Annotated in this window: 33 protein-coding genes and 1 tRNA gene; 12 read left to right on the top strand and 22 right to left on the bottom strand. The window is 53.6% G+C overall.

Annotated features, from left to right (window positions below; all coding sequences use genetic code 11):
• Positions 1–4: 4 nt before the first annotated feature.
• The 3 genes from DSCA_RS29450 to DSCA_RS29440 form a co-directional block, all read right to left on the bottom strand.
• Positions 5–1,045: a rod shape-determining protein gene (locus DSCA_RS29450; protein ID WP_155319842.1), complete on the bottom strand. Its 1,041-nt coding sequence runs from the start codon at positions 1,043–1,045 to the stop codon at positions 5–7.
• A gap of 155 nt (positions 1,046–1,200) precedes the next feature.
• Positions 1,201–2,289, bottom strand: coding sequence for a serine hydrolase domain-containing protein (locus DSCA_RS29445; RefSeq protein WP_155319841.1), 1,089 nt, complete (start codon positions 2,287–2,289; stop codon positions 1,201–1,203).
• A gap of 6 nt (positions 2,290–2,295) precedes the next feature.
• Positions 2,296–3,222 (bottom strand): S66 peptidase family protein, encoded by a 927-nt coding sequence (locus tag DSCA_RS29440; RefSeq protein WP_155319840.1) that lies wholly within the window; start codon positions 3,220–3,222, stop codon positions 2,296–2,298.
• Between the two features lie 60 nt (positions 3,223–3,282).
• Between DSCA_RS29440 and DSCA_RS29435 the strand changes: the two genes are divergently transcribed.
• Positions 3,283–3,359 (top strand) — tRNA-Pro (locus tag DSCA_RS29435).
• A gap of 252 nt (positions 3,360–3,611) precedes the next feature.
• Here the strand turns inward: DSCA_RS29435 and DSCA_RS29430 are convergent.
• Positions 3,612–3,866 (bottom strand): hypothetical protein, encoded by a 255-nt coding sequence (locus DSCA_RS29430; protein WP_155319839.1) that lies wholly within the window; start codon positions 3,864–3,866, stop codon positions 3,612–3,614.
• The gene (locus DSCA_RS29425) at positions 3,863–4,108 is read right to left on the bottom strand and encodes a hypothetical protein (RefSeq protein WP_155319838.1); all 246 of its coding nucleotides are present in this window, start codon (positions 4,106–4,108) and stop codon (positions 3,863–3,865) included. Before DSCA_RS29425 ends, DSCA_RS29430 begins: the two co-directional genes overlap by 4 nt.
• Positions 4,109–4,324: 216 nt before the next feature.
• Here DSCA_RS29425 and DSCA_RS29420 point away from each other — a divergent pair, with 216 nt between their 5' ends.
• Together DSCA_RS29420 and DSCA_RS29415 are read left to right on the top strand one after the other, a co-directional pair.
• Entirely contained in the window at positions 4,325–4,507 is a 183-nt protein-coding gene (locus DSCA_RS29420; RefSeq protein ID WP_155319837.1) for a ribbon-helix-helix domain-containing protein, read from the top strand.
• Positions 4,497–4,808, top strand: coding sequence for a hypothetical protein (locus tag DSCA_RS29415; RefSeq protein WP_155319836.1), 312 nt, complete (start codon positions 4,497–4,499; stop codon positions 4,806–4,808). The genes DSCA_RS29420 and DSCA_RS29415 overlap by 11 nt, the downstream gene beginning before the upstream one ends.
• A 90-nt stretch (positions 4,809–4,898) precedes the next feature.
• On the opposite strand, the gene DSCA_RS29410 is transcribed toward DSCA_RS29415, so the two are convergent.
• The 11 genes from DSCA_RS29410 to DSCA_RS33405 all read right to left on the bottom strand — a co-directional run bounded on the left by DSCA_RS29410 (position 4,899) and on the right by DSCA_RS33405 (position 12,197).
• Positions 4,899–5,855 (bottom strand): hypothetical protein, encoded by a 957-nt coding sequence (locus DSCA_RS29410; protein ID WP_155319835.1) that lies wholly within the window; start codon positions 5,853–5,855, stop codon positions 4,899–4,901.
• Between the two features lie 14 nt (positions 5,856–5,869).
• Positions 5,870–6,232, bottom strand: a complete 363-nt coding sequence (locus tag DSCA_RS29405; protein WP_155319834.1) for a hypothetical protein — start codon at positions 6,230–6,232, stop codon at positions 5,870–5,872.
• 382 nt (positions 6,233–6,614) lie between these two features.
• Positions 6,615–7,136, bottom strand: coding sequence for a hypothetical protein (locus tag DSCA_RS29400; RefSeq protein ID WP_155319833.1), 522 nt, complete (start codon positions 7,134–7,136; stop codon positions 6,615–6,617).
• A 180-nt stretch (positions 7,137–7,316) separates the two neighbouring features.
• A complete protein-coding gene (locus DSCA_RS29395; RefSeq protein WP_155319832.1) occupies positions 7,317–7,835 on the bottom strand; it encodes a hypothetical protein in 519 nt (172 codons plus the stop codon).
• 21 nt (positions 7,836–7,856) lie between these two features.
• Positions 7,857–8,072, bottom strand: coding sequence for a 30S ribosomal protein S21 (rpsU, locus tag DSCA_RS33410; RefSeq protein WP_155319831.1), 216 nt, complete (start codon positions 8,070–8,072; stop codon positions 7,857–7,859).
• A 307-nt stretch (positions 8,073–8,379) separates the two neighbouring features.
• Positions 8,380–8,790, bottom strand: coding sequence for a hypothetical protein (locus tag DSCA_RS29385; RefSeq protein ID WP_155319830.1), 411 nt, complete (start codon positions 8,788–8,790; stop codon positions 8,380–8,382).
• A 135-nt stretch (positions 8,791–8,925) separates the two neighbouring features.
• Entirely contained in the window at positions 8,926–9,423 is a 498-nt protein-coding gene (locus DSCA_RS29380; RefSeq protein ID WP_155319829.1) for a hypothetical protein, read from the bottom strand.
• Positions 9,420–9,599 carry a helix-turn-helix transcriptional regulator gene (locus tag DSCA_RS29375; RefSeq protein WP_155319828.1) on the bottom strand — a complete coding sequence of 60 codons (180 nt, stop codon included), beginning with the start codon at positions 9,597–9,599 and terminating at the stop codon, positions 9,420–9,422. Before DSCA_RS29375 ends, DSCA_RS29380 begins: the two co-directional genes overlap by 4 nt.
• 170 nt (positions 9,600–9,769) lie before the next feature.
• On the bottom strand, positions 9,770–10,402 hold the full coding sequence (locus tag DSCA_RS29370) for a hypothetical protein (protein ID WP_155319827.1): 633 nt from the start codon (positions 10,400–10,402) through the stop codon (positions 9,770–9,772).
• Complete coding sequence (locus DSCA_RS29365; RefSeq protein WP_155319826.1) at positions 10,402–11,613, bottom strand: tyrosine-type recombinase/integrase; 1,212 nt, start codon at positions 11,611–11,613, stop codon at positions 10,402–10,404. Before DSCA_RS29365 ends, DSCA_RS29370 begins: the two co-directional genes overlap by 1 nt.
• 374 nt (positions 11,614–11,987) lie before the next feature.
• The gene (locus DSCA_RS33405; protein WP_407924264.1) at positions 11,988–12,197 is read right to left on the bottom strand and encodes a tyrosine-type recombinase/integrase; all 210 of its coding nucleotides are present in this window, start codon (positions 12,195–12,197) and stop codon (positions 11,988–11,990) included.
• Here DSCA_RS33405 and DSCA_RS29355 point away from each other — a divergent pair.
• From DSCA_RS29355 to DSCA_RS29315, 9 genes are all read left to right on the top strand, one after another.
• Complete coding sequence (locus DSCA_RS29355) at positions 12,189–12,437, top strand: hypothetical protein (protein WP_155319825.1); 249 nt, start codon at positions 12,189–12,191, stop codon at positions 12,435–12,437. The genes DSCA_RS33405 and DSCA_RS29355 overlap by 9 nt on opposite strands.
• On the top strand, positions 12,434–12,796 hold the full coding sequence (locus DSCA_RS29350) for a hypothetical protein (protein ID WP_155319824.1): 363 nt from the start codon (positions 12,434–12,436) through the stop codon (positions 12,794–12,796). The genes DSCA_RS29355 and DSCA_RS29350 overlap by 4 nt, the downstream gene beginning before the upstream one ends.
• A 57-nt stretch (positions 12,797–12,853) precedes the next feature.
• Complete coding sequence (locus DSCA_RS29345; RefSeq protein ID WP_231716314.1) at positions 12,854–13,153, top strand: type 2 periplasmic-binding domain-containing protein; 300 nt, start codon at positions 12,854–12,856, stop codon at positions 13,151–13,153.
• 569 nt (positions 13,154–13,722) lie between these two features.
• Entirely contained in the window at positions 13,723–14,808 is a 1,086-nt protein-coding gene (locus DSCA_RS29340; RefSeq protein WP_155319822.1) for a sulfurtransferase, read from the top strand.
• A 5-nt stretch (positions 14,809–14,813) separates the two neighbouring features.
• Complete coding sequence (locus tag DSCA_RS29335; protein WP_155319821.1) at positions 14,814–15,335, top strand: YeeE/YedE thiosulfate transporter family protein; 522 nt, start codon at positions 14,814–14,816, stop codon at positions 15,333–15,335.
• Between the two features lie 4 nt (positions 15,336–15,339).
• A complete protein-coding gene (locus tag DSCA_RS29330; protein ID WP_155319820.1) occupies positions 15,340–15,882 on the top strand; it encodes a YeeE/YedE thiosulfate transporter family protein in 543 nt (180 codons plus the stop codon).
• Positions 15,866–16,465, top strand: coding sequence for a hypothetical protein (locus DSCA_RS29325; protein ID WP_197904691.1), 600 nt, complete (start codon positions 15,866–15,868; stop codon positions 16,463–16,465). The genes DSCA_RS29330 and DSCA_RS29325 overlap by 17 nt, the downstream gene beginning before the upstream one ends.
• Positions 16,466–16,706: 241 nt before the next feature.
• A complete protein-coding gene (locus tag DSCA_RS29320) occupies positions 16,707–17,549 on the top strand; it encodes an ion transporter (RefSeq protein WP_174784004.1) in 843 nt (280 codons plus the stop codon).
• A 329-nt stretch (positions 17,550–17,878) separates the two neighbouring features.
• Positions 17,879–18,202: a hypothetical protein gene (locus DSCA_RS29315; protein WP_155319819.1), complete on the top strand. Its 324-nt coding sequence runs from the start codon at positions 17,879–17,881 to the stop codon at positions 18,200–18,202.
• Positions 18,203–18,392: 190 nt separating this feature from the next.
• Here DSCA_RS29315 and DSCA_RS29310 read toward each other — a convergent pair whose 3' ends face one another.
• The 6 genes from DSCA_RS29310 to DSCA_RS29285 all read right to left on the bottom strand — a co-directional run bounded on the left by DSCA_RS29310 (position 18,393) and on the right by DSCA_RS29285 (position 25,840).
• Positions 18,393–19,199: a crotonase/enoyl-CoA hydratase family protein gene (locus tag DSCA_RS29310; RefSeq protein ID WP_155319818.1), complete on the bottom strand. Its 807-nt coding sequence runs from the start codon at positions 19,197–19,199 to the stop codon at positions 18,393–18,395.
• 102 nt (positions 19,200–19,301) lie between these two features.
• Positions 19,302–19,709, bottom strand: coding sequence for an SET domain-containing protein-lysine N-methyltransferase (locus DSCA_RS29305; RefSeq protein ID WP_155319817.1), 408 nt, complete (start codon positions 19,707–19,709; stop codon positions 19,302–19,304).
• A 291-nt stretch (positions 19,710–20,000) separates the two neighbouring features.
• Positions 20,001–20,465, bottom strand: a complete 465-nt coding sequence (locus tag DSCA_RS29300) for a cyclic nucleotide-binding domain-containing protein (protein WP_167528006.1) — start codon at positions 20,463–20,465, stop codon at positions 20,001–20,003.
• Positions 20,431–23,229, bottom strand: a complete 2,799-nt coding sequence (locus DSCA_RS29295) for an Npt1/Npt2 family nucleotide transporter (RefSeq protein WP_155319815.1) — start codon at positions 23,227–23,229, stop codon at positions 20,431–20,433. Before DSCA_RS29295 ends, DSCA_RS29300 begins: the two co-directional genes overlap by 35 nt.
• Before the next feature lie 124 nt (positions 23,230–23,353).
• A complete protein-coding gene (locus tag DSCA_RS29290; RefSeq protein ID WP_167528005.1) occupies positions 23,354–24,142 on the bottom strand; it encodes a formylglycine-generating enzyme family protein in 789 nt (262 codons plus the stop codon).
• Positions 24,143–24,400: 258 nt separating this feature from the next.
• Positions 24,401–25,840: an adenylate/guanylate cyclase domain-containing protein gene (locus tag DSCA_RS29285; RefSeq protein ID WP_155319813.1), complete on the bottom strand. Its 1,440-nt coding sequence runs from the start codon at positions 25,838–25,840 to the stop codon at positions 24,401–24,403.
• Positions 25,841–25,893 lie beyond the last annotated feature (53 nt).

Here is a 25,893-nt window from a genome sequence, read left to right as displayed (position 1 = left end):
CCCGCTAAATAATGATGACCTGTTTAAGAATTTCCAGGCTGTCCAGCGTTTTACCGGACCCTAAGGCCACAGTGGACAACGGATCTTCGGTGACCGTGATGGGAAGCCCGCTCTCCTCTCTGAGCAGCTTGTCGAGATTCTTCAGCAGGGCTCCGCCACCGGTGAGGACAATACCCCGGTCAACGATGTCGGCGGCCAGTTCCGGCGGCGTCTGTTCGAGGGCGATTTTGACGGTTTCCACGATGGCTTCGATCTGCTCGGAGATGGCTTCACGGATCTCTTCGGAATCGATGGCCAGGATTTTGGGGATACCGGTGACCAGGTCGCGCCCCTTGACTTCCAGGGTCTCGACTTTGTTGGGGTCCGGGTAGGCGTTGCCGATGGAGGTCTTGATGATTTCCGCCGTGCGTTCGCCGATCAGCAGGTTGTACTTGCGTTTGACGTACTGGATGATGGCTTCGTCCATTTTGTCGCCGGCCACCCGCAGGGATCGGCTGTAAACGATACCGGCCAGAGAGATGACCGCCACCTCGGTGGTACCGCCGCCGATATCCACCACCATGTTGCAGGTCGGCTCGGTTATGGGCAGGTCGGCGCCGATGGCTGCCGCCATAGGTTCTTCGATGAGAAACACCTCCCGGGCGCCGGCCGATTCCGCGGACTCGCGAACGGCACGCTTTTCCACCTGGGTGATACCGGAGGGAACGGCAATGATAATTCGTGGCCGCACAAAGGTCCGCCGGTTGTGGACCTTGTGGATGAAGTGCCGAAGCATGGCTTCGGTCACTTCGAAATCGGCAATCACGCCGTCACGCATGGGCCGAATGGCCACAATATTTCCCGGTGTGCGGCCCAGCATGTTCTTGGCTTCAAGTCCCACGGCCAGCACGCGGTTTTTTGTGCGGTTGTCCGTCCGCACGGCAACCACAGAGGGTTCGCTGAGGACAATGCCCTTGCCTTTAACGTAAACCAGCGTATTGGCCGTACCCAGATCAATGGCCAGGTCGCTGGAGAAGACACCCAGAAAAGAATCGATGAAGTTCATGCCGCCTCTTTTTCAGTTTAAATCGCAATGCCGCCAACCTTGACTTGCACGCGGGCAACGGCAGCCGGGCCGGCCTTTCTGCGCAGTAGACGAGCTAATCGAACGGGTAACAGAAATAGCCAGTAATTTCAAGCTTTGATTTATTGAAATCAGCTTTAATCCGAATAAATTTCAAAATGTTCCATGATCCGGTCGTGGATCCGGGGCCGGAACGAACCCAGACGCATATTCCAGCGAAAGGGATGCACCCGGTTGGTGAGCAGAATAATACAGACATCTTTTTCCAGGTCCATCCAGAAAGAGACCCCCGTGAATCCCAGATGGCCGATCGTGTTTGCCGAGAAGTATCGCCCCGCACTGGAGTTGGGCACTGACGGGCGGTCGAAGCCCAGCAGATAAGAATCGGTCTTCACCCCAAAGATCATTTCGGAGAGGATCTGCCTGGATAGAACCTCGTTTGGCGCCCGGCCCTGAAGCGCGGCGGACAAGTATCGGAGCAGATGAAAAACCGCCCCGGCAGTGCCGAACAGGCCGGCGTGCCCGTCAACGCCTCCGGCGAACCAGGCATTGTCGTCATGCACCTGGCCGACCAGCAGCCGATTTCGGACCGGGCACAGTTCAGTGGCGGCGTATGGGCCAAAATGCTGCCGGGGGATGGTGAGGTCCACGAAAAAAAGACCGTTCAATCCCACGGGTGCATATATTTCAGCATCCAGAAACTGATTCATCGGGCATCCGCAGACCGCTTCGACCAGTCGGCACAGCAGCATGAAACCCAGATCGCTGTAAAGCGTACACGCGCCCGGTGCATCTGCCAGCGGCGTCTGCACCAGCAGGTCCAGCACCGCATCGTGGCGCATCCCCGGGGGGAGCGATTTGAGTGTCATGTAAAAGAGGCGGTGGGCGGGAAAGCCGCTTCGGTGGCAGAGCAGTTGCCTGGTGGTAATCGTCCCTTTATCGCTGCCGGTCAGCGCCGGCAGCCACTTTCCCACGGGTTCGTCCAGATCGAGCCGCCCCAGATCAACCAGTCGGGCCACGGCCAGGGTGGTTGCCAGCGGCTTGGTCAGCGATGCCAGGTCAAACACGGTTTCCCGGGTCATGGCCTGGCCGGCGAACACGTTGGCCCTGCCATAGGCTTCGGTTAACAGCGGCTGGTCGCCTTGGCCCACCAGCAGCACCGCTCCCGGAAACACGCGGTCCCGGATGCCTTCCAGCATCAGATCGTTGACGGGGTTGCTGTTCATCGCCGGCTATCGCTCCCGAAGGGCGGGCCCGGAAAAGGCCAGGGTTCCGGAAGCGGTGTCCAACTGCACCGGCAGGCCGACCGGCAGGGTCATATTGACCGCGTCGTGGCCCACGTCAAACCCGGCCAGCACGGGAATCGCCAGCCCGCCCATCCGATCGGCCACGATGCGGTGGATCTCTTCAGGGGGTCCGCAGCGGTTAAACGATCCCAGCACCAGTCCGGCAAGTCCATCAAAGCAGCCGGCCAACAGCATCTGGGTCAACATGCGATCGACACGATAGGGCGCTTCTCCCTGGTCTTCGATCAGCAGAATACTATCCTTGAAATCAGGTTGAAACGGGGTGCCCGTCAGGTGGCTGAACAAGGTCAGGTTGCCGCAAAGAAACCGACCCGCGGCCCGGCCGGGGCGGATCACCCGTTTCGATGCAGCGGCAAGCGTCAGGGGGGTCGTTTGGGTCAGCGCCGACCAAAAATGGTCACGGGTCGAAGGATCGCCATTGGCCAGGGTGGTGACCGTGGGCCCGTGGAAGGCCACCATGCGGCAGGGCTGCACCAGAAATCCCAGCAGCGCCGTGATGTCGCTGAATCCGACAAACACCTTGGGATGGCGGGCGATGGTTTCCACACTCAGCAACGGCAGTATACGCATGGTGCCATACCCTCCGCGGGCACAGATGATGCCGTCAATTTCCGGGTCGGCAAACATCCTGTTCAACAGGTCCGCCCGGCTAAGGTCCGAACCGGCCAGATAACCTTTTTTCAGAAAAATAGCCTCACGGATGGCAAGGTTGAAACCCATGGATTCCAGAACCCGTACACCGGCATCGAACAGGCGGTGTTCAAATGGTCCGGCCGGGGCGACAACGCCGAGTGTATCTCCCCTTTTTAGGGCCCGGGGCAGCGCCGGTTCAAAATGGTTCCGGGTGTTCATTTTTTTGTTTTTGCCTCCTTGACACCGGTTGATGATGATGCTAAGTGTCTGCTTTCTCGTCGGGGCGTAGCGCAGACTGGTAGCGCACTTGAATGGGGTTCAAGGGGTCGGAGGTTCAAATCCTCTCGCCCCGACCAGATTTAAATTCGTAAAATCAGGGAGTTGCAAGTTTCTTGCGGCTCCCTTTTTTTATGCTTTTTCGCCTTGGGTACAAGTTTGGGTACAAGATTCATATCCATTAGGGAACATTAAAAAAAATCCCGAAAATGTGCAACGGATAAAAAAATATCTGCCATAGAGGGCCTTATGGCCGGTTTGACGACATAAAAAAAGGCCCCCGGTTTCCCAAGGGCCTTTATTTTTTCATGGCCCGGTGGTCGGGCGTGTGATCATGCCGCTGTCTCGGTTTCTTTTTCCAAGTCCTCAAGGACAACTTGAAGCGTTTGGGTGCAGACGCCTTCCAAATGGGTCACGGCATAGCTTAACCCGCTGTCTGCCATTATAGTCGCATTAATCCATTCCAATCGTGTCCGGTCATCTTCGAGCATGTTATCAAGAAAGGAACGGATATCTTTCAGAATAAGATCGATATCTTTAACGCATTCCAGGGATGTTCTAATGTCATCAATAAGTCTTTCAGTCATGCCCCACCCCCTTCCAATTTTTGAACAGCTTCGTTGATAAAATCCGAAACACCCCTTTCCAAGGTTTCGATAGCGTTCCGAAGTCCGGCTGACGCCATGATGTGCTGACAAAGTTCCTCGTTGTCGACGGCGTCCATCTTGCCGAAACGCTCCTCGACTTGTGACAGCATTTCCTGCACATACTGAACATTGCCAATAGCGTCCTTGAGAAATCCGTTGGCCTCACTGCTTGCCTGCTCCATGGTGTGTACCCCCTTAAAAATAAAAATGCCTCAGATAGCTTTCCCGCCGTCGCCACAACGGCCCCGCAGCGTCACCACTGCGGGTATCTGAGGCATAGTTGAAATTTGTTTTTTCATCGTGGCGGCTTGGGAAAAGATTTAATTCATACTTTAATGATTGTATGAAAGCATGCAGAACGATGCTTGTCAATATTGAATTATCGGAAAAATGAATGTATGAATGTACACATGGGACAAAAAAAGCCATTTTCGACACGAGTCGATGAGGATAAAGTCAAGGACCTGAAACACTTGGCTGTTGATACTGACAAGTCATTGGGTGATCTTTTGGAAGAGGCCATCACTGATCTTGTTATGAAGTACCGACAAGAGAAAAAAGGGGCGAAAAATGGCGATTAAGAAGGGGGCACAAAATTGCCCGTTATGTAATTCGGAAGCTAATTCTGGACCGTCCATATCTGTAAGCGACCAATATAAATGCTTCCAATGTGAAATATGTAAAGCTTTCGTAGCCCAACTTACGGCTGAAGAAATTCTCTTTACAATGCCGAGAGAGCAACGGCTTGAATACTCTAAAAAATCAATCGACGCGAAAGAGGGTACAGTATTGGTGATTTATTTTAAACGTGATGGTTCATCAAAAATCCCTAAGGCTGTATACGAATCCAAAGAAAAGTGGTTTGGGCGTGACAAATTTTAAGGCGCACGATTTCCAGTACCGCCGATTCCGGTTAGCTGTTATATTCCCGCTTCGGGCAAATAACGTCATCAAAGCCCTGAACCAAAGAAATTACTTTGGCACCAACCTGCCGTTTTCAAAGATGTACCGCTTTGCAGCCCCCGGTTTCCCATCTGGATACGCATACTTTTCAAGATAGGCTTGATGGTCATCCAGCGCCTTGTTGATTTCGGTCTTATCCTTGCCCTTCAGGGATTCAGCGAGTTCCGGGTTGTCCTTTGCCATCATGGTAAAAAGAATGTCCCCCATCCCCCCGGTTGATGCCAGTTTCTCACGATATTTGGCGATATCAAGCAGCCCCTTCCGCGCTTCCTTTTCGGTCATCTCTGGCTTCGTACCAGTCGCTTTAAATCGTGGCCCGGAAGCAATCTCGTTCCAGTTCTTCCCGTCATATTCTTGAGTGACAACTGAGTCACCCTTCTTGATTTCCCGTGTCGCCCCAACCTTGTACCCGCCTTGTGCAGACTTCCCGATAGACACGCTCAACCCGGTTCTTGCAGCAAGCTCCGACGCTTTATTCTGGTCGCTCAAAATAGTCGGATTGGCGTTCACGGCGTCAAAATAACCAGAAAACTGTTCTTTGGTTCCGCTGAAATTAAGCGTCCTGCCGTCACCCAATTCAATCACCGATTCAATCTTGCCCCCCTTAATGGTTACCTGTGGCACAACCTCAAGCCCCCACGCCTTTTGACCAGCGGCTATAATATTGTCCGCCTCTTTCTGGCTTCTGGCACCAGAAGCGGTCTTGAACAAAGCAGAATATTGCTGGATCTTTCTAAGCGCATCGGCCTGTTCAATCCGGGTGGACTCATTGTCAATGCGCTGCTGGCGCTGGGAGTTGGCAATCTGATTCTGCGCCTGCCGTGCAGCATGTTCATCCCATCGTAAAGCATTATCCTGCTCAACCCTGTTTCTTCGGTCGCGGAGGGCAACCGCGTTTTGAAGATTAATTCTTGCCTCCCGCTGATATTTCAACGGATCTACGTTATATGCACTGTAATCAACCATCGCTGTTTTCCTCTCTACTCAAGCCCCTTTTGCCGTTCTTCCATTAGTTCCTGAACGCCTTTTTGAAACCGAGCCTGCTCGTTAAAATTTTCAACATCCTCGGCGCTTGGTCGCGGCAGGGGAATATTATTTTCCTCGTAAACTTCCAAAATTGCCTCTTCGTATGTAGAAAGGATATTCGGCTTGCCCTGCTGCAATCGTTGCTCCACCCCGTAACGCACGTCTTCGAACAAGTTTTCGTCTTCGAATATCCGTGGGTGGTGAAACCGGGTAATGTTTGAAATGGCTTCAGGGTCGCCCTCGTGGGCCCTGCCCAAATCGTCACCATGCCGGTTTTTCGCTGCCAAGTGTTCGAGGTCTTTCAATCTGTCGTCCATTTTTTTTCTCCTTGTGGTTGCGGGTTTTACCCCTAAGTATTTTTTCAAAATTTTCTAAAATTTTAGTTGAACTTGGTCGGGGTGTGAGTGATACATATATCGACTAAAACCCCATCCAAGAGTTCCTTTTTGATCCGGTCTGAGGCTGGTCGGCATATGGGGTTCCTTTTAGTCCTCCACCCCTGAGCCCGCCCTCATTACGTGCTGTTTTACCTTGTGCATCCATCAACCATCCCCCTTGATATTGATGATATCCGCTGATAATACAGTAATATTATGTCAAATCTATATCCTTAATAATACTAACACTTTGCATCTGTTGGTATTTAACCTATTGTTCCTTATCGGACGTTGCGGATACAATATAGCTACTTTTGCTGAATCAGGATTCATCTTCAATCCCGTCCTCACCCTGTCCGATCAAGTGGGAATGAACCGGGCTATCAAGGCTTGGTGCCGGTGCTGCCGTCTCGGAATCATCCGCAAGCACGGCATCCAGTCTGGCGCGGGTTTCATCGGACATCGCTTGGATGTTATGATTGGCTACGTTCTCCGTGCTCTGGTCCGTCTCAAGGCGCTGCATTTTATATAATTCGGACGCGGCCCGAACCAGACCAGCCGCGCCCCCCTGTTTTAGTTTGGCCGGGTCAAGAGCGTGTGTGAGGAATTTCAGCGTTGCAGCGTCGAATATTCCCGCACGGTTGCCCCGATATGCCCCTACCTCTTTAGGGTCGCCCAGCATCTTTATAAACGGCTTTAACGCCTGCCATGCGGCCTGTTTGCTGGTCCCGAATTGCTTGCCTATTTCCGAATATGACAGATTGTTCTCAAGCCGCATCCGTAGCGCCTTGGACAGGTCAATCTTGCCGTTTCCGTCAAGGGGAGTGTCGTTTGATTTACTCATGTTTCAAATCCTCATAAACAACGAATATCTGTTCAAATAATTTGTCAAAATCACGTTCTGCCCATTTCCCGGCCCTGACTGCGGCAACCAGCGTCCGTTTGATAATATCTATGTTCAGCGCGTTATTTTTAAGCGCCTCGACAAACACTTGCCGTCGTTGCCTGTATAGCTCCGGGGGCCTCATGCTATCTCTGACAGGATTTCATAGGCGGCGTGTTCTTTTCCCACGGCCCCGGCTGCCGCTTTAAACCTGTTTCGGGCTTCAGTGGTTACTGTCCCGCAAGCCACACGCTTTATAAATTGTCTTCGGGCCACTACATATTCTAAATCACCCTGCCAGTTTTCTTTCTCGGCGGCAGCCTTGGGGATTTCCTCCAAGATTGGCTGTTTCTGTTTTTGGAGGTAGGCAAGGGCCCGGTCGCAGTCGGCTATATCGCTGTCAAGTTTCCGAAGACTCGGCAAGGTTTCCTCGGGAAGATCCTCAAGCGTCCCGCAGATTCGGCCAATAATGATTTCTTCCTCTGTCAGCGTCCCGACCTTGGCCCGGTTCTCTACCAGTCGCCCCCGTTCTGCCAGAACCATGTCCTCTTGGCGTTCGATGTTGTCCCGACTCCTAAGCAGGTGGTCTAAATTCCTCGTGGTCGTCTCTACAGCACGAGCAATTTCCTCTTCAGTTTTTACTCGATCGTAATACACCATGCCGCTTTTCCTTAATTTGGGTTAATGTCTGAATCTTCTCTCTTCAACGCGCATCCGGCGTTTCAACGCCTTTTTTTCCTTCAATCGTCTGACCCCGCTTTTGCTCACTCCGACCCGCCGGCGTCCAAGGAGTGAATAAATATTTGCACGGTCAACACGCTTACGGAATAAACGTAGGGCCTTGCTGAAATCACCGTTAACCTCAACTTCGGGGTTGTCGTCTCTGGTCCAAGCCACTTTTTACCGCCTCCTTACAGTTTTGTAAGTTTCACCAACATCAGCACGATTCGATGGAGAGTTCACTGTCAATGGAAAAGCCCTTCCCCGGAACCGGTCCGAAGACCGGCCCGGGCAGTTGAAGTAGTTTGACTGTGTGTGTGAAGTGGGGGTATCAACTGTGAAGGGACCCCCAAGCTTGAATGCGTTTTCCTGACATCTTTTTGGCCGTAGACGCACGCCGCTGTTGGTTTTCTCCCAAGCCCAAGTTGGTATTGGTATGGGTATTGGTTCTGGTTGTGGTTGTGGTTAAGGTTGTGGTGCAGAATCATCCGGCCACCACCTCCACAATTTCATCAACTACCGAGTACCAAAACGGCTCCGGCATCTGCTTCTTGTTGTGTTCGGGTTTCACTGTTCTGGTTTTGACCTTGTATATTTTGTTCGAAAACAATCGGGGTGACAGTTTGGCATTGCGGCTGGGCAGGTTCCAATGGTTGACCATGCACCAAGTCTTGAAATACTTCGATCCCTGCTTGATCTTGTCGTCATACCGCATGTTGAATGCCATAAATATCACCTTGCCGTTGTGTTCTCCCTGCTCAATAATTTTGAAGTGGAGGAATAATTTTTTCGTTTTCCCCAATACAAATTTATTGTCGTACCTGATGCATTGCGCTTCATATTCTCCGTTGGGCAGGCGCGGCTTGTAGCCCTCTGCAAAACGATACTCTTTCATTTATCCCCGCTTATGATCCCCCTCATGGATCAGATTAACCGCATCCCGCTTTTTTGGGGTTGCCCGACCCAGACCCCATCTGGGATTTTTCACTGTGGAAAACGGGGAAACACAGCGCCGGGCAAAATCGTTATTTCAGGTCAAAAGAGCCTCTTTCGTCGAACTACCCAGAACCCGTGTTTTTGAATCGGGGAAGGCTTGATATTCGTGCGTTTGGTTGTGGTCGGGGTCAATGTCACTGACCCCATTCGGATACGACCGGTTGAACTCTCTTTCAAAGAGCTGTTTCACTGCCTGCGTTGTCCGGGGCAATGTCGTTCCGTCGTATCGAGCAGCAAGCCATCTCTGGCGGAGTTTCAAATCTGAAACCTGGTCCCGTATCCTGATGCAAAGCCGCCGGTCCATTTTTTGCCGGGCAAGATCCATCAAATATTTTGCTCTGGCATTATCTTGGTCCCATACCTCGTGGATAAATGCGGCTTGGGTGAAAAGACGCTCACGCACTTTTTTGGTGGCAGCGCCAACATCGGCAGCGTCCTGAAGACACTGCGAACAAGTGAAAACTGCCACCGGTGGCACTGCGTCGCGGTATGACTTTGCCGGTTCTCTACCGCATACCTTGCAGCCCATCATCGTTCTGCCGCCCGCTGAGCCAAAAAATCATCAACTTCCGATTCGATCCATCCGGCAGTGTTCGGCCCGATTTTTAGACTCTTGGGGAAAAGACCATCACGGGTCCACCTCCAAACACTAACAGATGAAACGCCACCCAACTTTTCTTTTAGTTCCGGCCATCGAATTACTTTCATTCCACGCTCCTTCTCCAAAATTTAACCGTCTTTCAGTTTCTTTGAGGCGATTTAATCACACTTCAAAAGTGTAGTAACAACACGAGTAATATTTGTCGTTTTCCCAATAAAAAAGGCCCCACCAGTTAAAAAAAAGGTGGAGCCTTCAGTAGTTTTTTCCTGATTAAATTCTACTTAGCACTATTCCCCCAAAATTTAATTGCGGCAACCTTCGTAGCCCACTTCCGCCTCTCTATAATTTTTGCCAAAAGCCTTGAACCGAAATCCCGTTTCGGTTGCCCCCATATGTATAAGCTTCTATCCTCCAATAAATCTCTATCAATATGGGGGAACGACGATTCATTCTTATCAAAATAACCCAAAACCGCTGTTATAGAATCTTGAATACGAGTTTCATCGCTTCTGTACTTAGTTCGTCGACCCGTCGAAAGTCCAACATCTCGCTTTATTATTCCATATAGTAGAGCAATTTGTTTTTTTGCCTCCTTAACAAGAGGCATAGAATCTTGTGGCAGGTTGGCTTTCTTTGGGCCGGGTTTCTTTTTTTTAGCAAACGCGGTTGCCCATTTTGTTGCAATATCCGCCATCTCATCAATAAGGATCGACAATTGATACTTGTCATAATTGTAGATAAAATCCCTTTGTAGGCTGTCCTCTTCGTTTAACATCGAAAAGTACATTATATTTTCAATTGCACTCTTAACCTCACCATCCTTGAATGCATCTTCACGGGTTGGCAGGTTTGCATATTCGTATGCATTGTTCGAAACGATTGATTTTCCTTCACGGCCCTTTGATTCCATCACACACCCTTTCTGGCAAACTGAATAACATTATTTTTCTGTCCATCACCGACAATCGCGGATATTTTCGCCTCCCATTTTAAAAGCCCTCCGCGCTTTTCATCCATATACTCGTGACGGTTGTAAGTGCCCAACACTCCCTGAAGCCGATGGCCCAATATTTTTTCACCAACGATGTCATCAACCTTCAATTCAGCCAGCCGGGTTCGAAGGGTCCGCCGCAAGTCATGAGGGGTGAATTTTTCATCAATTTCCATTTCTGACCAGTGCCGGGCAATCGCTCTTGTAAGTGCATGGCGGGTCATAGATTTTTCCGGTTTGTAGGAAGATTGGAAAACGTATTCAGAATCAGCGGAAAAGATCCCTGCTTGGTTAAGAACCTCTTTAGCCATTGGCAGTATCGGGATTTTATTTTCATCGGCGGTTTTACGCCTCTCAGGGGGAATAATCCATACGTCATCGACGATCTCAGACCACCTCATGCCGCAAACTTCCCCCGGCCTTTGTCCGGTAAGCAGTATCAGCTTTATTGCAAGTTTGGTGGGTTTGTAGATGTCAAAATCTTTGTTTTCAAGGTCAAGCGCCGTCCACAGCAAGCGGATTTCATCATCAGTCAAAACACGGTCCCTGCCCTTTTCCGGCAGCTTCTTTATCCGGGTACAGGGTGAATCGTCTATCACGCCACGCTCCGCAGCGAAATTAAACAGCCTCGACAGTGCGCCATGGACACGGTTCCGGGTTATCGGTGCGCGTTGTGCAATTTTATCCAACAGAATAACGATGTGCCGCCGTTTTATGTCGGCCACCTTCCAGTTGCCCCACGTTGGCATGGCGTTTTTTTCAATTAGCTTTTTTGTTTGTAACCCCGATTTTTTGTGCTTGAGTTCGATTTCCCAGTGCTCATCAAGCAAATCTGAAAAGGTTGGAGCGGCTTTTAATGCTGCTTTGGCCTCTTGCGCCTTCCGGCCCGGATCAATACCGTTCTGGACATCCTGAAGGGCTTGGCTGTACTTTTCCCGCGCCGATGCAACGCCAACGCCCGGCCACTTCCCGATAGTCATTCGCCGTGGTCTGCCGTCGAATTGATACCGGAAAACCCACGTTTTTAACCCGGATGGAGCCACCCGGACGTAAAGCCCACCGCCGTCTAAAACCTCGTATCGCCTGCTTTTTTTACCCAATTTTTTAACCGCTAATTCTGTAAGTGCCATGATTCATTGAATCCTTTCACTTTTTTTGGGTACAAATTTGGGTACAATATAGGCCCTTATTATGGGGTATTTGGATGAAACCTGATGAAGTGTATTATAGTAAATTTTTGCTGTTATGTCAATGTGTTTTACTACAATAGGGGGGTGGGTGAAAGCGGGTGAAAACTGACTATTTTTGAATGGGGTTCAAGGGGTCGGAGGTTCAAATCCTCTCGCCCCGACCAGATTTAACTTTATGAAATAAGCGGCTTACCCAAAACGGGAAAACCGCTTTTTTTCGTTTTGGGGCGTTTTTTGGCTTTGTGTGCCAAATCTGTACCTCACTCGCCATTTTGTGTCGCCGGCTCACTTATGACACCCAATCCGTTCGGCCATCAACTTCTCACTGGACCCGAGTTTGCGTCCAGCGGTTTACCATCGTCTTTATAATAATCCGACAGTCGGCGGCTCAGCTTTTTTTTACGATTCAGGGTCAGGTGCGTATAGCGGTCGGTCATCGACAGGTCACTGTGACCGATCATCTCCTTGGCATCTTTCAGGTCACCACCCTGTAGGACGATACGCGAACAAAACGTATGCCGCAAATCATGATAATGCAAGTCCTCTATTCCCGCAATGCGGCAAGCCGAGTATCAGCCGCTGTCGAATCGCTTGATCCGCTGGACGTTCAGCCTGCAAAAAACGCAGCGGCTCTCCACCGGTACGATATTTTTCCGATGACGCATCAATTTAAGGTGCTCGCGCCAGTGCAGCAAGGCCTGGAGGCTGTTGCCGCCGATGCCGAAGGGGCGCTCCTGCCGATTTTTGGTCCGATAGAATCGTGAAAACGAAGAAAATTATCCTGCTTGCAGTGTGTCTCGTTCTGATAGCTGTTCCATTGCAAGCCGCAGAGAAACTGACATTTTCAACAATCGAAGGGGCCAACAACGCACTTATAAGCGGGAAAGCTGTTGCGGAAACCTATCGGCGAATCGGCATCGAAACCGTTTTCGGATCATTTCCGGGGTTAAGATCGCTCGTTTACTCGAACACGGGTGAGACTGACGGTGAGTTATACCGGATAGCAGGCGTAACCGAGAAATGTCCGAATCTGCTTATGGTTCCCGTACCTGTAAACGTACAGGAAGGGATGGTTTTCACGAAGCAGACGGAATTTGCGATTAAAGGATGGGACCGTCTCTAACCTTACAAAGTCGGGGTGCGGAGAGGTATCAATTTCTCAGACAGGGGTACCGCAGGAATGAATCCCACTACTGTCAACAGCAATGAGAGCCTTTTCAAAATTCTGGGTGCGAGAAGAGTTGACATTATTGTCATAACACGGGTAAACGGACTGGAAGTGATGCAGCAGTTGAAAATACCCGGAATCAGACCGCTGGAACCTCCCATAGAAAGCTATCCGCTTTATCATTACCGACATAAGAAAAACAGACATCTGATGCCTGAAATTACAGCCGCGTTGGAGGAAATGGAAAAAGAAGGACTGATAAAAAAGATAAGGGCTCGGTTTATAGCAGAAAGGTTTGGTGGCAGCGAATAATCAGCTATCAAAATAAAACCCGGCGTTACAGCGGACGGGCGGGGCGCATCGGCAATGCGACGCTTCGGCAAACCCTGCCCGCCGCTGAACTCTGCGTTATATGGCTTGGAAGTCCCTTATCGATTATGAACATAGCAAGAATTGTTGAGTTCTTTTGGATTCAAGCATCAATACAAGAATTGTTGAGTTGAAAACGTCGTTATTTTGTATATCGGCGGGCCATAAGATGTTGTGGTGGTCGTCCTGATTAGATTGACGTATCAATTATTGCTCTCTAAGATCCAGGTAGGGGGTATTGATTCCAATATGCGATACGGTACATTTGAGAGACAGATTCCTGCATTGAAAACGTCGATGCCATGGGGCGAATTCAGACACCCGAATTCCGAACATATTTTTCTAAGGGATCGAACAACAGCCAGCCTGAACCGAAATCGCTATGGGGAAAGCTGTTCGTTCATGGCCGAAATACTTTTAATCGCGTCGGGATCGCGGTCTGGACACCATTTAGGCCTATGATTTACACACCTGCTTGAAATTATTGATCGTTAAAGGGAGGTACCGGGATCATGAAACAAAAGCATTCAATACGATTCAGCATCATTGCCGTGCTGTTGGTCTTGGGCGTGTTTTGGGCTCTGGTTTCAGCTCAGGGCGTCACAACCAAGGGCTATCCCAATGAAAGCTTCCTGGCTGATGCCCAGTGGCTGAACAGCCGAATTAACGACCCCAAACTGGTCATCGTTGACGTTCGGGAAAAGAAATACCTCAAGGATGTCTTCATTCCCGGTGCGATCCATCTGGAATGGAAACAATTTCAGGAGCCGGCCACGGCGCGAGGCATCGGCGGAGTCTTTGTCGGGGTTGATCGGGCGCAGGCGATATTAGGCCAGGCCGGTATCACGCGAGGCGACACCGTGGTTCTTTATGATACCGTAGACCGCGATGGCGGAGCCACCTCGTCCTATCTTTTCTGGATTCTGGATGTATTGGGGCATGACAGCAAGGTGGTTCTGGAGCGTGGAATCGAAGCTTGGGTTGAAGCCGGCTTTAAAACCGATGCCGGGCCGCGCCCGGCCGAACCGGTACTCTACCAGGCGCCCGTACAGGAGTTGCGCATGGATCGCTGGGCGGATGGCGCGTTTATCCAGGCCCGACTGGGAGATCCTTTTTACCAGATCCTGGATGTCCGTTCAGCGGATGAATACCTCGGCGTTAAACTCAACGAGGGCCTGGACGGCAAACCCCTGAAAACGGGCCATGTACCCAAGGCCTACAACATCGACTACAAACAAAATTGGGTCGATGGGAAAAGCAAGGCGGTCAAGACCTACACCGACCTGCAGGCGCTGTATGCCGGGTTGGATCCTAACCACAGCGTAATCACCTATTGTCACTCCGGGCGCCGGGGGTCGTTTTCGTATTTCATCCTGCGCCTGATGGGTTTTGAAAACGTATCCCTTTATGATTCATCCTGGTTCGAGTGGGGCAACAACGGCCTCTTCTTTCCGGTTGAGATACAAGCCCACCAACTGGTGGGCGGATTGCCCGGGGCGAGTGCGCAAATCGTCTCCAAGGGAGCCTCAGTGGCGAATCAGAAGAAATCGGAAGCCGGTTCCAAAAGCGCCGGCGGATACGTTTCCTGTGGAGGATGACAGCCATGAAAAATAATAACACATCCGCTTATTGGAATATTTATCCGGCGGCAATCGCGCTGGCCGGCATCATTGTATTCATTTTTGCCACCTTCGGCCCCCCGGCGTCATCGAGCGGTTTCGTGAGTGCCCTGAAAGGATTGCTGCAGGCCGTGGCGCCCGACTATGCCGCGTCCAAGGCGCATTACCAGTCGATCCCCGGACCCGGGTCGTGGCTGCTAGCGTTTGTGCTTGGCATGGCTATCGGCGGCTTCATCGCGGGCCGGACGTTTCCCCAGCCGGTCCGTGACGTGCCCGAAATCTGGGAGGCTAAATTCGGGCCGGGCCGCCTGCGACGCTATGTCGTCACCTTTACAGGCGGTTTCCTGATCCTTTTCTCTTCACGGCTGGCGGGTGGATGTACGCTCGGTCTGTTTATATCCGGATCGGCGCAGCTGGCCGTGAGCGGGCTCTATTTCGGCGCCTTGATTTTCGGCGCGGCCATGCTGACGAGCCGCCTCATCTATGGAAGGCAAAAAGGGAGGTAAACCCATGGAAAAAGTCTTGCTGGGACTCATGGCTGGAATCGCCTTCGGCTTTGTCATTCAAAGGGTCGGGGCGACGAACTCAGATAAAATGGCGAAAGCCCATTTAATGATCGAACCGCAAATCCCCCAGTTTATGCTGCTGACTGTGATATTTGCCGCGATCGGGGTCTTCGGCCTTAAGCTGGCCGGCGTCGGCCGCTTCCTGCCGCTGCCCACCAGTATCGTGGCTACCGGCCTGGCTGCTATTCTCTTCGGGGTCGGCTGGGGAATGACCGGATACTGTCCGGGAACCTGCTGGGCGGCCGCCGGGGAAGGCCGGGGGGATGCTATTTTCGCCTTGCTGGGCGGTTTTGCCGGCACCGCCGTTTTTGCCACTTTTCATGAGGCCCTAATTCCGGTGCTCTATTTACCAACCAATATAGGCCAATTGACGCTGGATGGATTGTTCAACAGTGCGGCCACCGGACTTGGCTTTTTGGTTGTGGTGTTCGCCGGCGGGGTCGTCATGATTGGCCGTTTGTGGCAGAAAAATGAATCGACCCATTAAATACGGCCTGGTCGCATGTCTCGTTTTACTCGCCGCCTGCAGCGGTGAGCAGAGCCAGGCACCGGCAACAATTCCCCGTGGTTATTTTGCATCACTCCGCATTGTCGCAGATGGGCGCCAACTCCATATTGGACCGTTTGTCGGGTACTACTTTAAACCGGCAGATGCGAGCGATTTCAGCCGTATGGATTTCATTTGCCTCAATGAGCGCCAGTTCTACACCAAAGATTTACCCGATGGTGCCAAACTTTATGAAGGCGAGGCCATTCAAACCATCCTGCCGAGGGAGATACCGCTTCCGAAGCCAGAGGATGAACGCATGCTCCCGATTTTCGACAAGGACATTCCCGCCGCCTGGTGGGAGACTAGACCAGCGCCGCAGGAAGAGTTCATTCACTTTCACTCCTGTTACGATGCGGTCGGCCCGGTCCATACCGGCTACTGGCTCAGGCATCGGGCGGTTGCAGCTTTTACCTATGATATGGGCGGGCGCGTTGGGCCTGAAAGTATCCTTTATCACCGCGTAAATATTGGAACAGACCGCGAGTTTGCTCGAATCGTTGAATTCGATTGGGGCCCTTAGCAAAACGGCAAGAATAAATATCCAAATTTTCAGTTTTGCAGGGACCACCTTTATCAACAATACCAATTAGATAGCCTAAACAAAGAATGCTGAAAAAACCATATAACCTGTCATCCCAGCGGATTTGCAGCGCTTCGCTGCGCTAGGCCCTGAAAACCGCTGACGTCTGCGTTAGAAATGCAAGATTTTTTTAAGTTAGGCGGATCCCCTGATTCCGTTCAACACCGACAGGAGTAGAACCATGAAATGGCTGAAGGATGCTCGCCGCGAGGTGGCACCTCCGAGGGCCCACTGGCGAACGGTTTTGCATGAGGTGATTTTCGAGGCCGACACCCCGTTGGGGAAAGTATTCGACGTATTGCTCATCGTCAGCATTTTGGTGAGTGTTATAGCGGTGATGCTTGACAGTATCGGTGCTGTTCAGTCACATTACGGCAGCTTGCTCTATGGGATCGAGTGGCTATTTACGATCATCTTCACTGTCGAATACCTTTTGCGACTTATGTGTGTCGGACGGCCGCTCAAATACGCCATCAGTTTTTATGGAGTAGTCGATTTGCTGGCGATTATCCCGACCTACGTTAGCCTATTCCTGCCGGGAAGCCAGTACTTGCTGGTCATCCGAATTCTGCGCATCCTGCGCATCTTCCGTATCCTGAAACTGGTTCCCTATCTCGGGGAGGCACGGCTCCTTATAAAGGCGCTACGGGCGAGCAGCCACAAGATTACCGTTTTTATCTACACGGTAATAACTCTGGTGGTCATCTTCGGCTCGCTGATGTATGTCATTGAGGGCGGAGCCAACGGCTTCACCAGCATTCCACGCAGCATCTACTGGGCAATCGTGACCCTGACTACGGTCGGATACGGCGATATTTCGCCTCAAACCGTACTTGGCCAGACGCTGGCGTCGATGGTGATGCTTCTCGGCTATGCCATCATCGCTGTGCCGACTGGTATTGTGACCGTGGAAATGTCGCGGACTTTCGGCCGTAAAGTTTCCACCCAGGCTTGTCCGGAGTGCAGCGCTGAAGGTCACGATCCCGATGCCCGCCACTGCAAGTTTTGTGGTGCGATGTTGTAATGACGAATCCAGCAAAGAACGGTTGGAATAATGGGGCTCTCGGAGTGCAGACAGCTTCTCGTTTTTTTAGGAACTCATGCGGGGTGTATTTAGGCAGGACGCGCCGTACCGAGAATCTCTTTAACAATCAAATAGAGCCGACGAGCTTGCCTTGAACAGGTGAATGCTTCCGATATGCCGCTTCAACCATCGGCTCGCAGACCTTGAGCACCTTGTCGATGGGCCGGACGGGTGTGCTGCGGGCTGTTGATGGCGCCGTCAGGTGACACTTCGGACATCCCCCACGATTCGTCCACCGGCGTGCCGACATCTTCGAAGAATTCTGCGATGTGGGGACTCAGCGCCGCGCTGGAACGCAACGAATACATGAGGCGGCCGCCAAATTTGTCACCAATCTCCCTGAACACAACAGCATCGGCAATTTTCAGTTATATCGTATTGACGAGGCTGGTCCATTCCTGCCTTCTCAATTTCCGCCGCTCGATCCCGGCATCGACACCCATGTCGAACAATTTTTTGACCAACCCGCCCTCCTCGTTATTTTTTGCATTCAGCCCGTCGTGCGCCCGATTGAAAATGCGGGGAACGGCAACGAGGCGCGTCTGTTTCACCATGGCCAGGTCGTCCACAAGGGTGTGGGGACCCTCTGCTAATCCGGCAGGCCCACCCGGCCGCATGAGAAAATGCAGTTCCGCAGTTTGACCAGAGAATAACATGCTCCAGCGTCCTGATTTCGGGGAACAGAAAAAAAGGCGGTCAACTGAGATATAAAAGTCTTGAAAAAGTGCGGAGAGCCCCCTGCCAAAGGGTCTCCCGTTCGGATGATGCAGTAAAATAGATAGGCTATCTGCCGTGGAACACCGGATCACGCTTTTCCATGAAGGCGGTGACGGCCTCCACCAGATCCTCGGAAGCCAGGGCGGCGGCATTTTTCTGCGCCACGTAGGCCAACCCCGGGTAGACACCGTTGTCCCGGCTGTGGTTGATCACATCCTTGACGCCCTGAACGGTAAGCGGGGCAAGGCCGGCGATCTCCCTGGCCAGGTCGCCGGCAGCATCGAACAGTGCATCCCGATCCTCACAGACCCGCGTTACGAAACCCATCCGGAGTGCTTCGGCGGCTGTAAAATCACGCCCGGTCAGGGCCAGTTCCCGGAACCACCCCTGGCCGATGATGTGGGGCAGCCGCTGCAGGGTTCCCAGATCGGCAATGATGGCGATTCGCGTTTCACGGATACTGAACATAGCGTCTGTTGAGGCCATGCGGATGTCACAGGCGGATAAAAGATCAACCCCGCCGCCGATGCAGTGGCCGTGAACCGCCGCGATGACCGGCTTTCTGCAACGCTCGACGGCATTGTTGCTCTCCTGGAGTTCCAGGATCTTATTTCTCAGTATGTCGCGGTCGTCGGCCCCTTTGCCGCCCAGCATGGCCCCGGCCTCCATGAGGTCCAGGCCTGCCGTAAAACTTTTGCCGCGGGCCCGGATCACCACCACCCGCACATTGGGGTCGTCGTCAAACCGCCGGAAATTCTCAGTCAGTTCCTTGAAAAAAACCATGCCCATGGCATTGCGCCGTTCGGGCCGGCACAAGTTCAGCCAGGCGATATGCCCATCCATCTCCACGACCATCGTTTGATCTTCGCTCATTCGCAGTTTCCTATGGTTTTGATTCGCCACCCGGGGGCTCGCAAAGGAATGGGGGCCACGGGCCTGGATCCCGAGAATCCCGTCATGCCTGCAAGTACCGATCTACCCGGGGGTCAATTCCCTCGAAGCCCACCACTCTTTTCCGTAATTGACAAACAGCTGGGTGCCGGCAGGGACCGCCTTGATGGTGTGAAACACGATCAGGTCACGGTCCGTATCGTGCCAGTACTCGGTATTGTGGTCGTAGGAATGGTTGAACAGGCTTCCCCACCCGAGCACCAGGGAGTAGACCTCCGAGCCACCATTTTCTTCGGCGGTCTCCAGGTTGAAGACATAGTCATCCAGGGCATCGGTGCATTCGTCCGCGTTGATCCTCAGGAAAGGGCACTCTTCGAGGGTGGTGTCCGCCTGAAGGGACCGGGTGGCAAAAATCCCATGGCCGAAATCACAAGGAGAAATAACGATACTCGGGTGTCTGAAAAGGTGTTTTCGCTTCTTTTTAGGCTTCATATTCAATCAACCATCCTGTCACTTAGGCCACGGGTGTAGCAACATGGGCCGGCAAAGTCAATCGGCAGCCTGTCTGCCGGCAGGGTTGCCGCCATCAGAAACGGAAGCGGCATCGGCAGATCGGAAAATCATACAGGCCTGTTCCTGCATGCTGCCATCCGGCAGCATCGTGCGGTAATCGTCTCAAGCAGGGGCATTTGCAGGCCGTAAATCCAGTGTGGCGGCCATCGCCCGCTTCCGGCAGCGTCCGGATCGGGCCGCATGAAAGGGAGACAGGACTCCGGATCGTTCTCAGCAGCTGTGGTCCGAAATTTTTCCGTGCAGACGTCTAATTCTCATGCTGAGGACCCGGCAAACATGCAGCGCGATCTGGGGATATTCGCGGACTATCTCCTGAAGCTCCAGTTTGTGCAGGGTAAGAAACCGGGCCTCGTTTTTAACCTGGATCGTTGCCGAGCGCCGATCATCACCGAACAGAGCCATCTCTCCAAAGTAGTCACCGGCCCCGATGCTGTCCAGCTCGATGGCCTTGTCCACATTGCAATCCTTGATAACCGCCACATCACCGTCCAGGATCAGAAACAGGGTGTCACCGTGATCGCCTTCGCGAAAAACGACGTCCCCTGCGTCAAAAAATGCTTCCTGGGTGACCGATGCCACGGCTGCCAGCTCGTTGACGGACAGATCGGCAAAGATCTCGATATTTTTCAGATGCAAAATTCTATCGGTCAAGGGAATCGAGGCTGCGCTTTCCATGGTTGTCTCCTGCCCGGGTGGGAAACCCGTTATGTTCAAGAAGTTCGATCGCCGCTTGGGATACATGCGGATTGTCGTGCTCGACGAGCGCCTGAATACGGCTGCAATCGTCCGGCACGACCGCCAGTTGTCTTACCAGGGTAAGGGTCAACACGAGGGTAACCCAGTTTCGACTGACCAGCAGTCCGTCAAAAAGGTCCCATTTCTCCGGTTCATGAAATTCTTTGGGGAAAAGCCGTCGTCCCGCGGCAATACGCTCCGAGACGTCCATATCGTCCAATAGCGGCGTCAGCAAACGGGCCAGGCTTTTATCCAGGATGTCATCCATCGCTTCCAGGCTGTTGGCACGCTGGCGTTTGTCCGAAGAGGACAGGCTCCTGGCGATCATTCGCATCCGCCCCGAAGCATCCTGGGCGGCCAATACCCGCAGCGTCGTCTGCAGCGTAAACCAGACCCGCTCGTCCAGATGGATGGCCAGGAGGTTCCGCAGGTCCCCGTCGGAAAGCTGCCGGATCCCGCGAGCCTGAACCATCAGCTGGTAGCAGGTCCGTGCCTGAAGCTGGACAAAACGGAAAACATCCAGGTCCTTGATGGACATGTCCGACAGCAGATCAAACAGGGCCTCTCTCAATTTTTTCCGGGGAAGTGAAAGGGATTTCACCAACCGCAGGCTGTTCTGGTAGCCGGCGGTCCTGATCTTCTCGCGGGCCAGCCCGGCAATCTCCTTGGAGTCGTCTCCCAGCAGGGGGATCACGTTTTTCAGGGAGGTCTCATCCTCTATCTGGTATACGTCGATCACGGCACGCCGCATGCGCGGGTCCGGGTCCCACAAACGAAGCACCACCAGAGGATTGAGTCCTGTCACGTTAAGGGAGTGGAGACTTTCCAGAACCAGGAGCAGCGTGGCATCGTGATCGGATGTCGACAGGAGGGACTTCAGACGCTCCGCAAAACGCCTGTCCCGGCAAACCCCCGCAGCGATGACGCCGGCACGGAGGCTGTCGGTGTCTTCGGATGCCAGCCACCCCTGGATGATCGGGGCAAACCGGTCCGGGTCCACGGTGTATAAGGATCCTACGGCTCGGGCCTTGACCTCCAGGGGAAGCGCCGATTCAAAAATCTGCTGATGAAACGGCGCAAAGGTCTGCGGCGATATCCGGTGGCCGGCATCGATCATGGCCACGGCCAGTTCGGGCATCCTTGTTTCGATCAGTGCACTGAAGACATCGGCAGCAGCAGTGCCGGCCTGGTCCGAAAGCATTTCGATGAGTCCGATACGGGTTTGCATATCCGGCTCGTCCCCCAGCGCCGCCAGCAGATGAGCGTCGAGATCCGGAACGGAAACCGATTTCAGCAATCGGCCGTACCACAGTCGGTTTTCACCCGATTCCCGCTGGAACCGCCGGATGAGGCTGGTTTGAATCTGTTTGTCCCGAAAGACCTGACCCAGTTCACCGGCGTCGAGGGAGCGGAAATCGATCCTGTCATCCGCGACCAGATCCAACAGGATGGCGGCGTAGCGGCGCTTGAGAACAAAAGGCGTGACCAGCCAGGCGAGCACAAAAGGCATGGCCACCAACGAGAGGTAGCGCGGATGAAAAAGGGTGTCGGAGAGCAGAATGAGCCCCGACCCGAGGAACAGACCAATACGGACGACGGTGCCCCGGAGAAAAGGCCGGATCATGGCCCGGTAGGATTCCGGGAACAGCCCCGTCACCACCGCGGTGGCCGGAATGTTGATGGTGGTGCGGATGATGTTGGCGGACATGCGGGCATACATGGCTGCCACGGCGTCGAACCGGAAAAGGAAGGTGATGAACACCAGCATGTAGTTGAACGGGTGGAACATCAGGGCCACGGGAAGTCCGAAGCGATCATAGAGCTTTCCCACGAAGAGCAGAATAACCAGACTGACAATATTGAGCACCCCTCTGAAATAGCTGAAAAATTCGATGAGCCCGGATTCGGTGGCAAACTGTTCGTTGACGGCGAAGTTGAACTGGTAGTTCATGATGGGAATCACCACATTGGGCATGAAGGTGAGCACCACCAAAATCTTCACCAGCACCGAGGATCTGATCATGGGGAGCACCGCCTTGAACTCCTCGATCATGGTGGCCCGCTTCTTTTTAGGCCCCTCCTTTTTCTGCTGAAACAGCAGTGTGGGGTACCGGTTTCCCATTGCATGCACGGCCCAGGAACCGGCCAGGGCGGTAACCATGTAGACGAGCAGGAGGTTGTCCAAGTGCAGCCATCTGGCCACCAGGGGGGTGGCGAAACTGCCCAGGATCTGTCCGATGACGCCGCCGGCAGTGATCAAGGGGAACAGCCGCTTGGACTGCCGGGTATTGAACAGGTCGTTGGCCAGGTTCCAGAATAAAAGCGCCAGCAGCACCTCGTACTGGGACTTGAGCATGAACAGGGCCGGATAGATCAGGTCGATGCCGAAAGGGATAATGGCCCGGATGCAGGCCACGGAAAGGCCACAGAAAATGAAAAGGCGCGACAACAGCCGGGCACCGGGCAACCGGGTCATGAACCCGGTCATGACCCCCATGACGAAGAATGTCACCACCGCGTTGATCATGTTGACGATGGGCATGTATTCGACGCCATAGCGTTTCAGAAAGGCCGTTTCGGCATAGTTGTTCAGGAATATCCCGGAACTGCGGACCAGAAACAGCAGGGCAACCGTCCACATGAACAGACCGATTTCCTCCTCATGGACATTGAACCAGCGGCCTATCTTTTTATGGATTGCCAATGCCGATCTTCCTTTTCAGGTGGCAGGACGCTGTCCGGGTCGGTTGAAAACGGCGGCGACGGTCGCGGGTCGAATCGCCGGCCATGGAAATGTCGTCGGTTTAATGGGGCAAAGGGGTGTCATTTTAACGGTCGGGCAATGCCATGACCAGTCTGAATCCGGTATTCTGCAGCCGGCTCATGGGGTGGCCATAGGCACGATTGGCGCTCCGGCAGGAATATCCGGGGCCAAACCAGCTGCCGCCGCGGCGGACCCGGTCTTTGCCCGACTCGGTCTCGCATGGATCGACCATCGAAACGGCGCCGTAGCGGCCAAAGCGGTCCTCGCACCACTCCCAGACATTGCCGTGCATGTCATACAACCCCCAGGCATTGGGGGGGTAGCTTTTCACGGGTTTCGGCCTTCCCGAAGCCTGGTGGACCCCGACACAGGCATCATACTTCATGGGATTGTTGGCAAACATGGCCCGGCTGCAGTCGATCTGGCTTCCCCAGAAATAGGGCGTTTCGCTGCCCGCCCGCGCGGCATATTCCCACTGGGCCTCGGTGGGCAGTAAATAGAGGTCACCGGTCATCCGGTTGAGTTTACGGATAAATTTTTTACAGTCGTACCAGGACACCTTGACCACCGGCATGTCTCCGGAGCCTTTCTTGCGGGCCAGAAAACGCCGCCCCATGACCGCCCGCCACTGGTCGACGGTCACCTCGGTGGTCTGCATGTAGAATGGACGCGAGATGGTGACCGGGTGCTGGACTTCCGAAGGGCTTCGATAGGCCTCATCCAGAGGGCTTCCCATAAGGAACATACCGGCGGGGACCAACACGAATTCCATGCCCAGGGAATTGTGCACCTTCTGCTCCTGGGCGTGGCCCGCCCAGGCCGGGAAAAAAACGACCGAAAAGGCGAGGATCATCAGGAACCGGCGGCAACCGCGATTTATTCCGCCTGCCGCCATACGGGACGCGCCCCGTATGGCGTTCGGGCTTCCCGGGAAAGTGTTTTGGGCATCCATCATCGCTTCAAACCTTTGTCAGGAGTGACGGTTCAAGAATTGAGATGAATCTGCGGCAACGGCCGTGGAGGCGGGTTGTCAAGCGCCGCCACCGCTTCGGCGCAACCGGCTGGGCCTTCGCCTGCAGGTGCATGTCATCCAAGGCCGTCGGGTCATGAGTCAGACCGCCCGGATCCACCGATCCAGCAGCGCCCGGTCCGCCTGGTCCATGTAGGTGACATGCAACCGGCAAACAGGCGGGCGGAGATCATTGTCCACCTCAACCACCTTGGCGTAAATGTCTGAAAAGCAATGCGCCTCCTGGCAGAACGTAAATAAGAGCTTCACATTTGTCAACGGCGCCAGGGATTCAGGAACGCTGACGACAACGGTCGATGCGTTGAGCCGTTGGGTTTCACCCGCTGTGGGCCCGGCAACGACTTTTTTGCCATCCAGTTGCCACATTTGAAAAGGTAACCGGATCTCCACCAGCGGGTCGGGTGTTTTCGGGGCGAAACGAATTGCGTAGGGCGGCCCGATGGCAGTCACCGGGTAGCAGACCAGGGGCCGTTTCAACCCTTTCATCATGACCGTCATCGGTGGCAGTGCCGTGGCCAGTGCCTTGACCCGGGCATGGGTGGCTTCACCCACCAGCACCTGCCCGCCGACGGTATTGGATTCGATGCGCGAGGCGACATTGACCACGGCTCCGACAATGCCGTATTTGGTCCGGGCTTCGGACCCCAGGTTTCCCACCACCACCGGGCCGGTATTTATCCCGACCCCCATTTCCATGGGTGGCAGGCCCTCGGCGATGAACTCCCGGTTCAGGCCGGCCAGGGTCTGCTGCATGGCAAGGGCACAGGCCACGGCCCGGGCCGGATCGTCGTTTTTTTCTTCAGGGATGCCGAACACGGCGAGAATGGCATCGCCGATAAATTCGTCGATCACGCCGTCATACCGCTCGATCACCTGAGTCATCGCCTCCAGGTAACGGTTGAGAATGCGTACCATCTCCTCCGGGTCCCGGGAATCGGAGAGGTCGGAAAAGCCCCTCAGGTCGGACATGAGCACGGTCACCGTCTGCCGGCGACCACCGATCCGCCGCCCTTCAGGGGACTGCAGGATCTCGTCGACGATTTTTCGACTCAGGTAACGACCGAATGTGTCCTTGATGAAATTGACCAGCTGAAGCCGCTGGTTGGACACGTTCAGGATCGCTTCCAGCATTTTGGCCCGGGTGGAAACCACTTCCCGGATTTCCACGGCCGCATCCGCGTCAAGGGGCACCTGGTCCACCTCCGGGCGGGAGACATCCAGCCGGCGATTGGCCTCGGCCACGGCCTCCATGGGCCGGATGATCTTCTTTTCCAGAAAACGGCGCAGGGAGATCATCATGAACACGAGGATGATGGCCACCAGCAAAATGATACGCAGGGCATACCACAGCAGTTCTGTGCCGCCGGCCCCCTCCGAGGCCATCTTGTAGACCACGGACCAGGCCAGCAGGATCATCTCGATAACCAGGATCCGCCAGAAGACGCCGGCCAGCAGGATCTCGCGGATACCGCGATCGCCGGCGGTTTTTTCATGTCGATGATTCGACGGGTTGGCTTTCATCGGACCTGAACCTCTTCGGGCGCCGTATTGGAATCAGCGCCGCTGCCAAGCAG

Source organism: Desulfosarcina alkanivorans (genome assembly GCF_009688945.1).
GTDB classification, from domain to species: domain Bacteria; phylum Desulfobacterota; class Desulfobacteria; order Desulfobacterales; family Desulfosarcinaceae; genus Desulfosarcina; species Desulfosarcina alkanivorans.
Note: the sequence above shows the minus strand (reverse complement) of the source record. Positions and strands in the feature narration are given on the sequence as shown.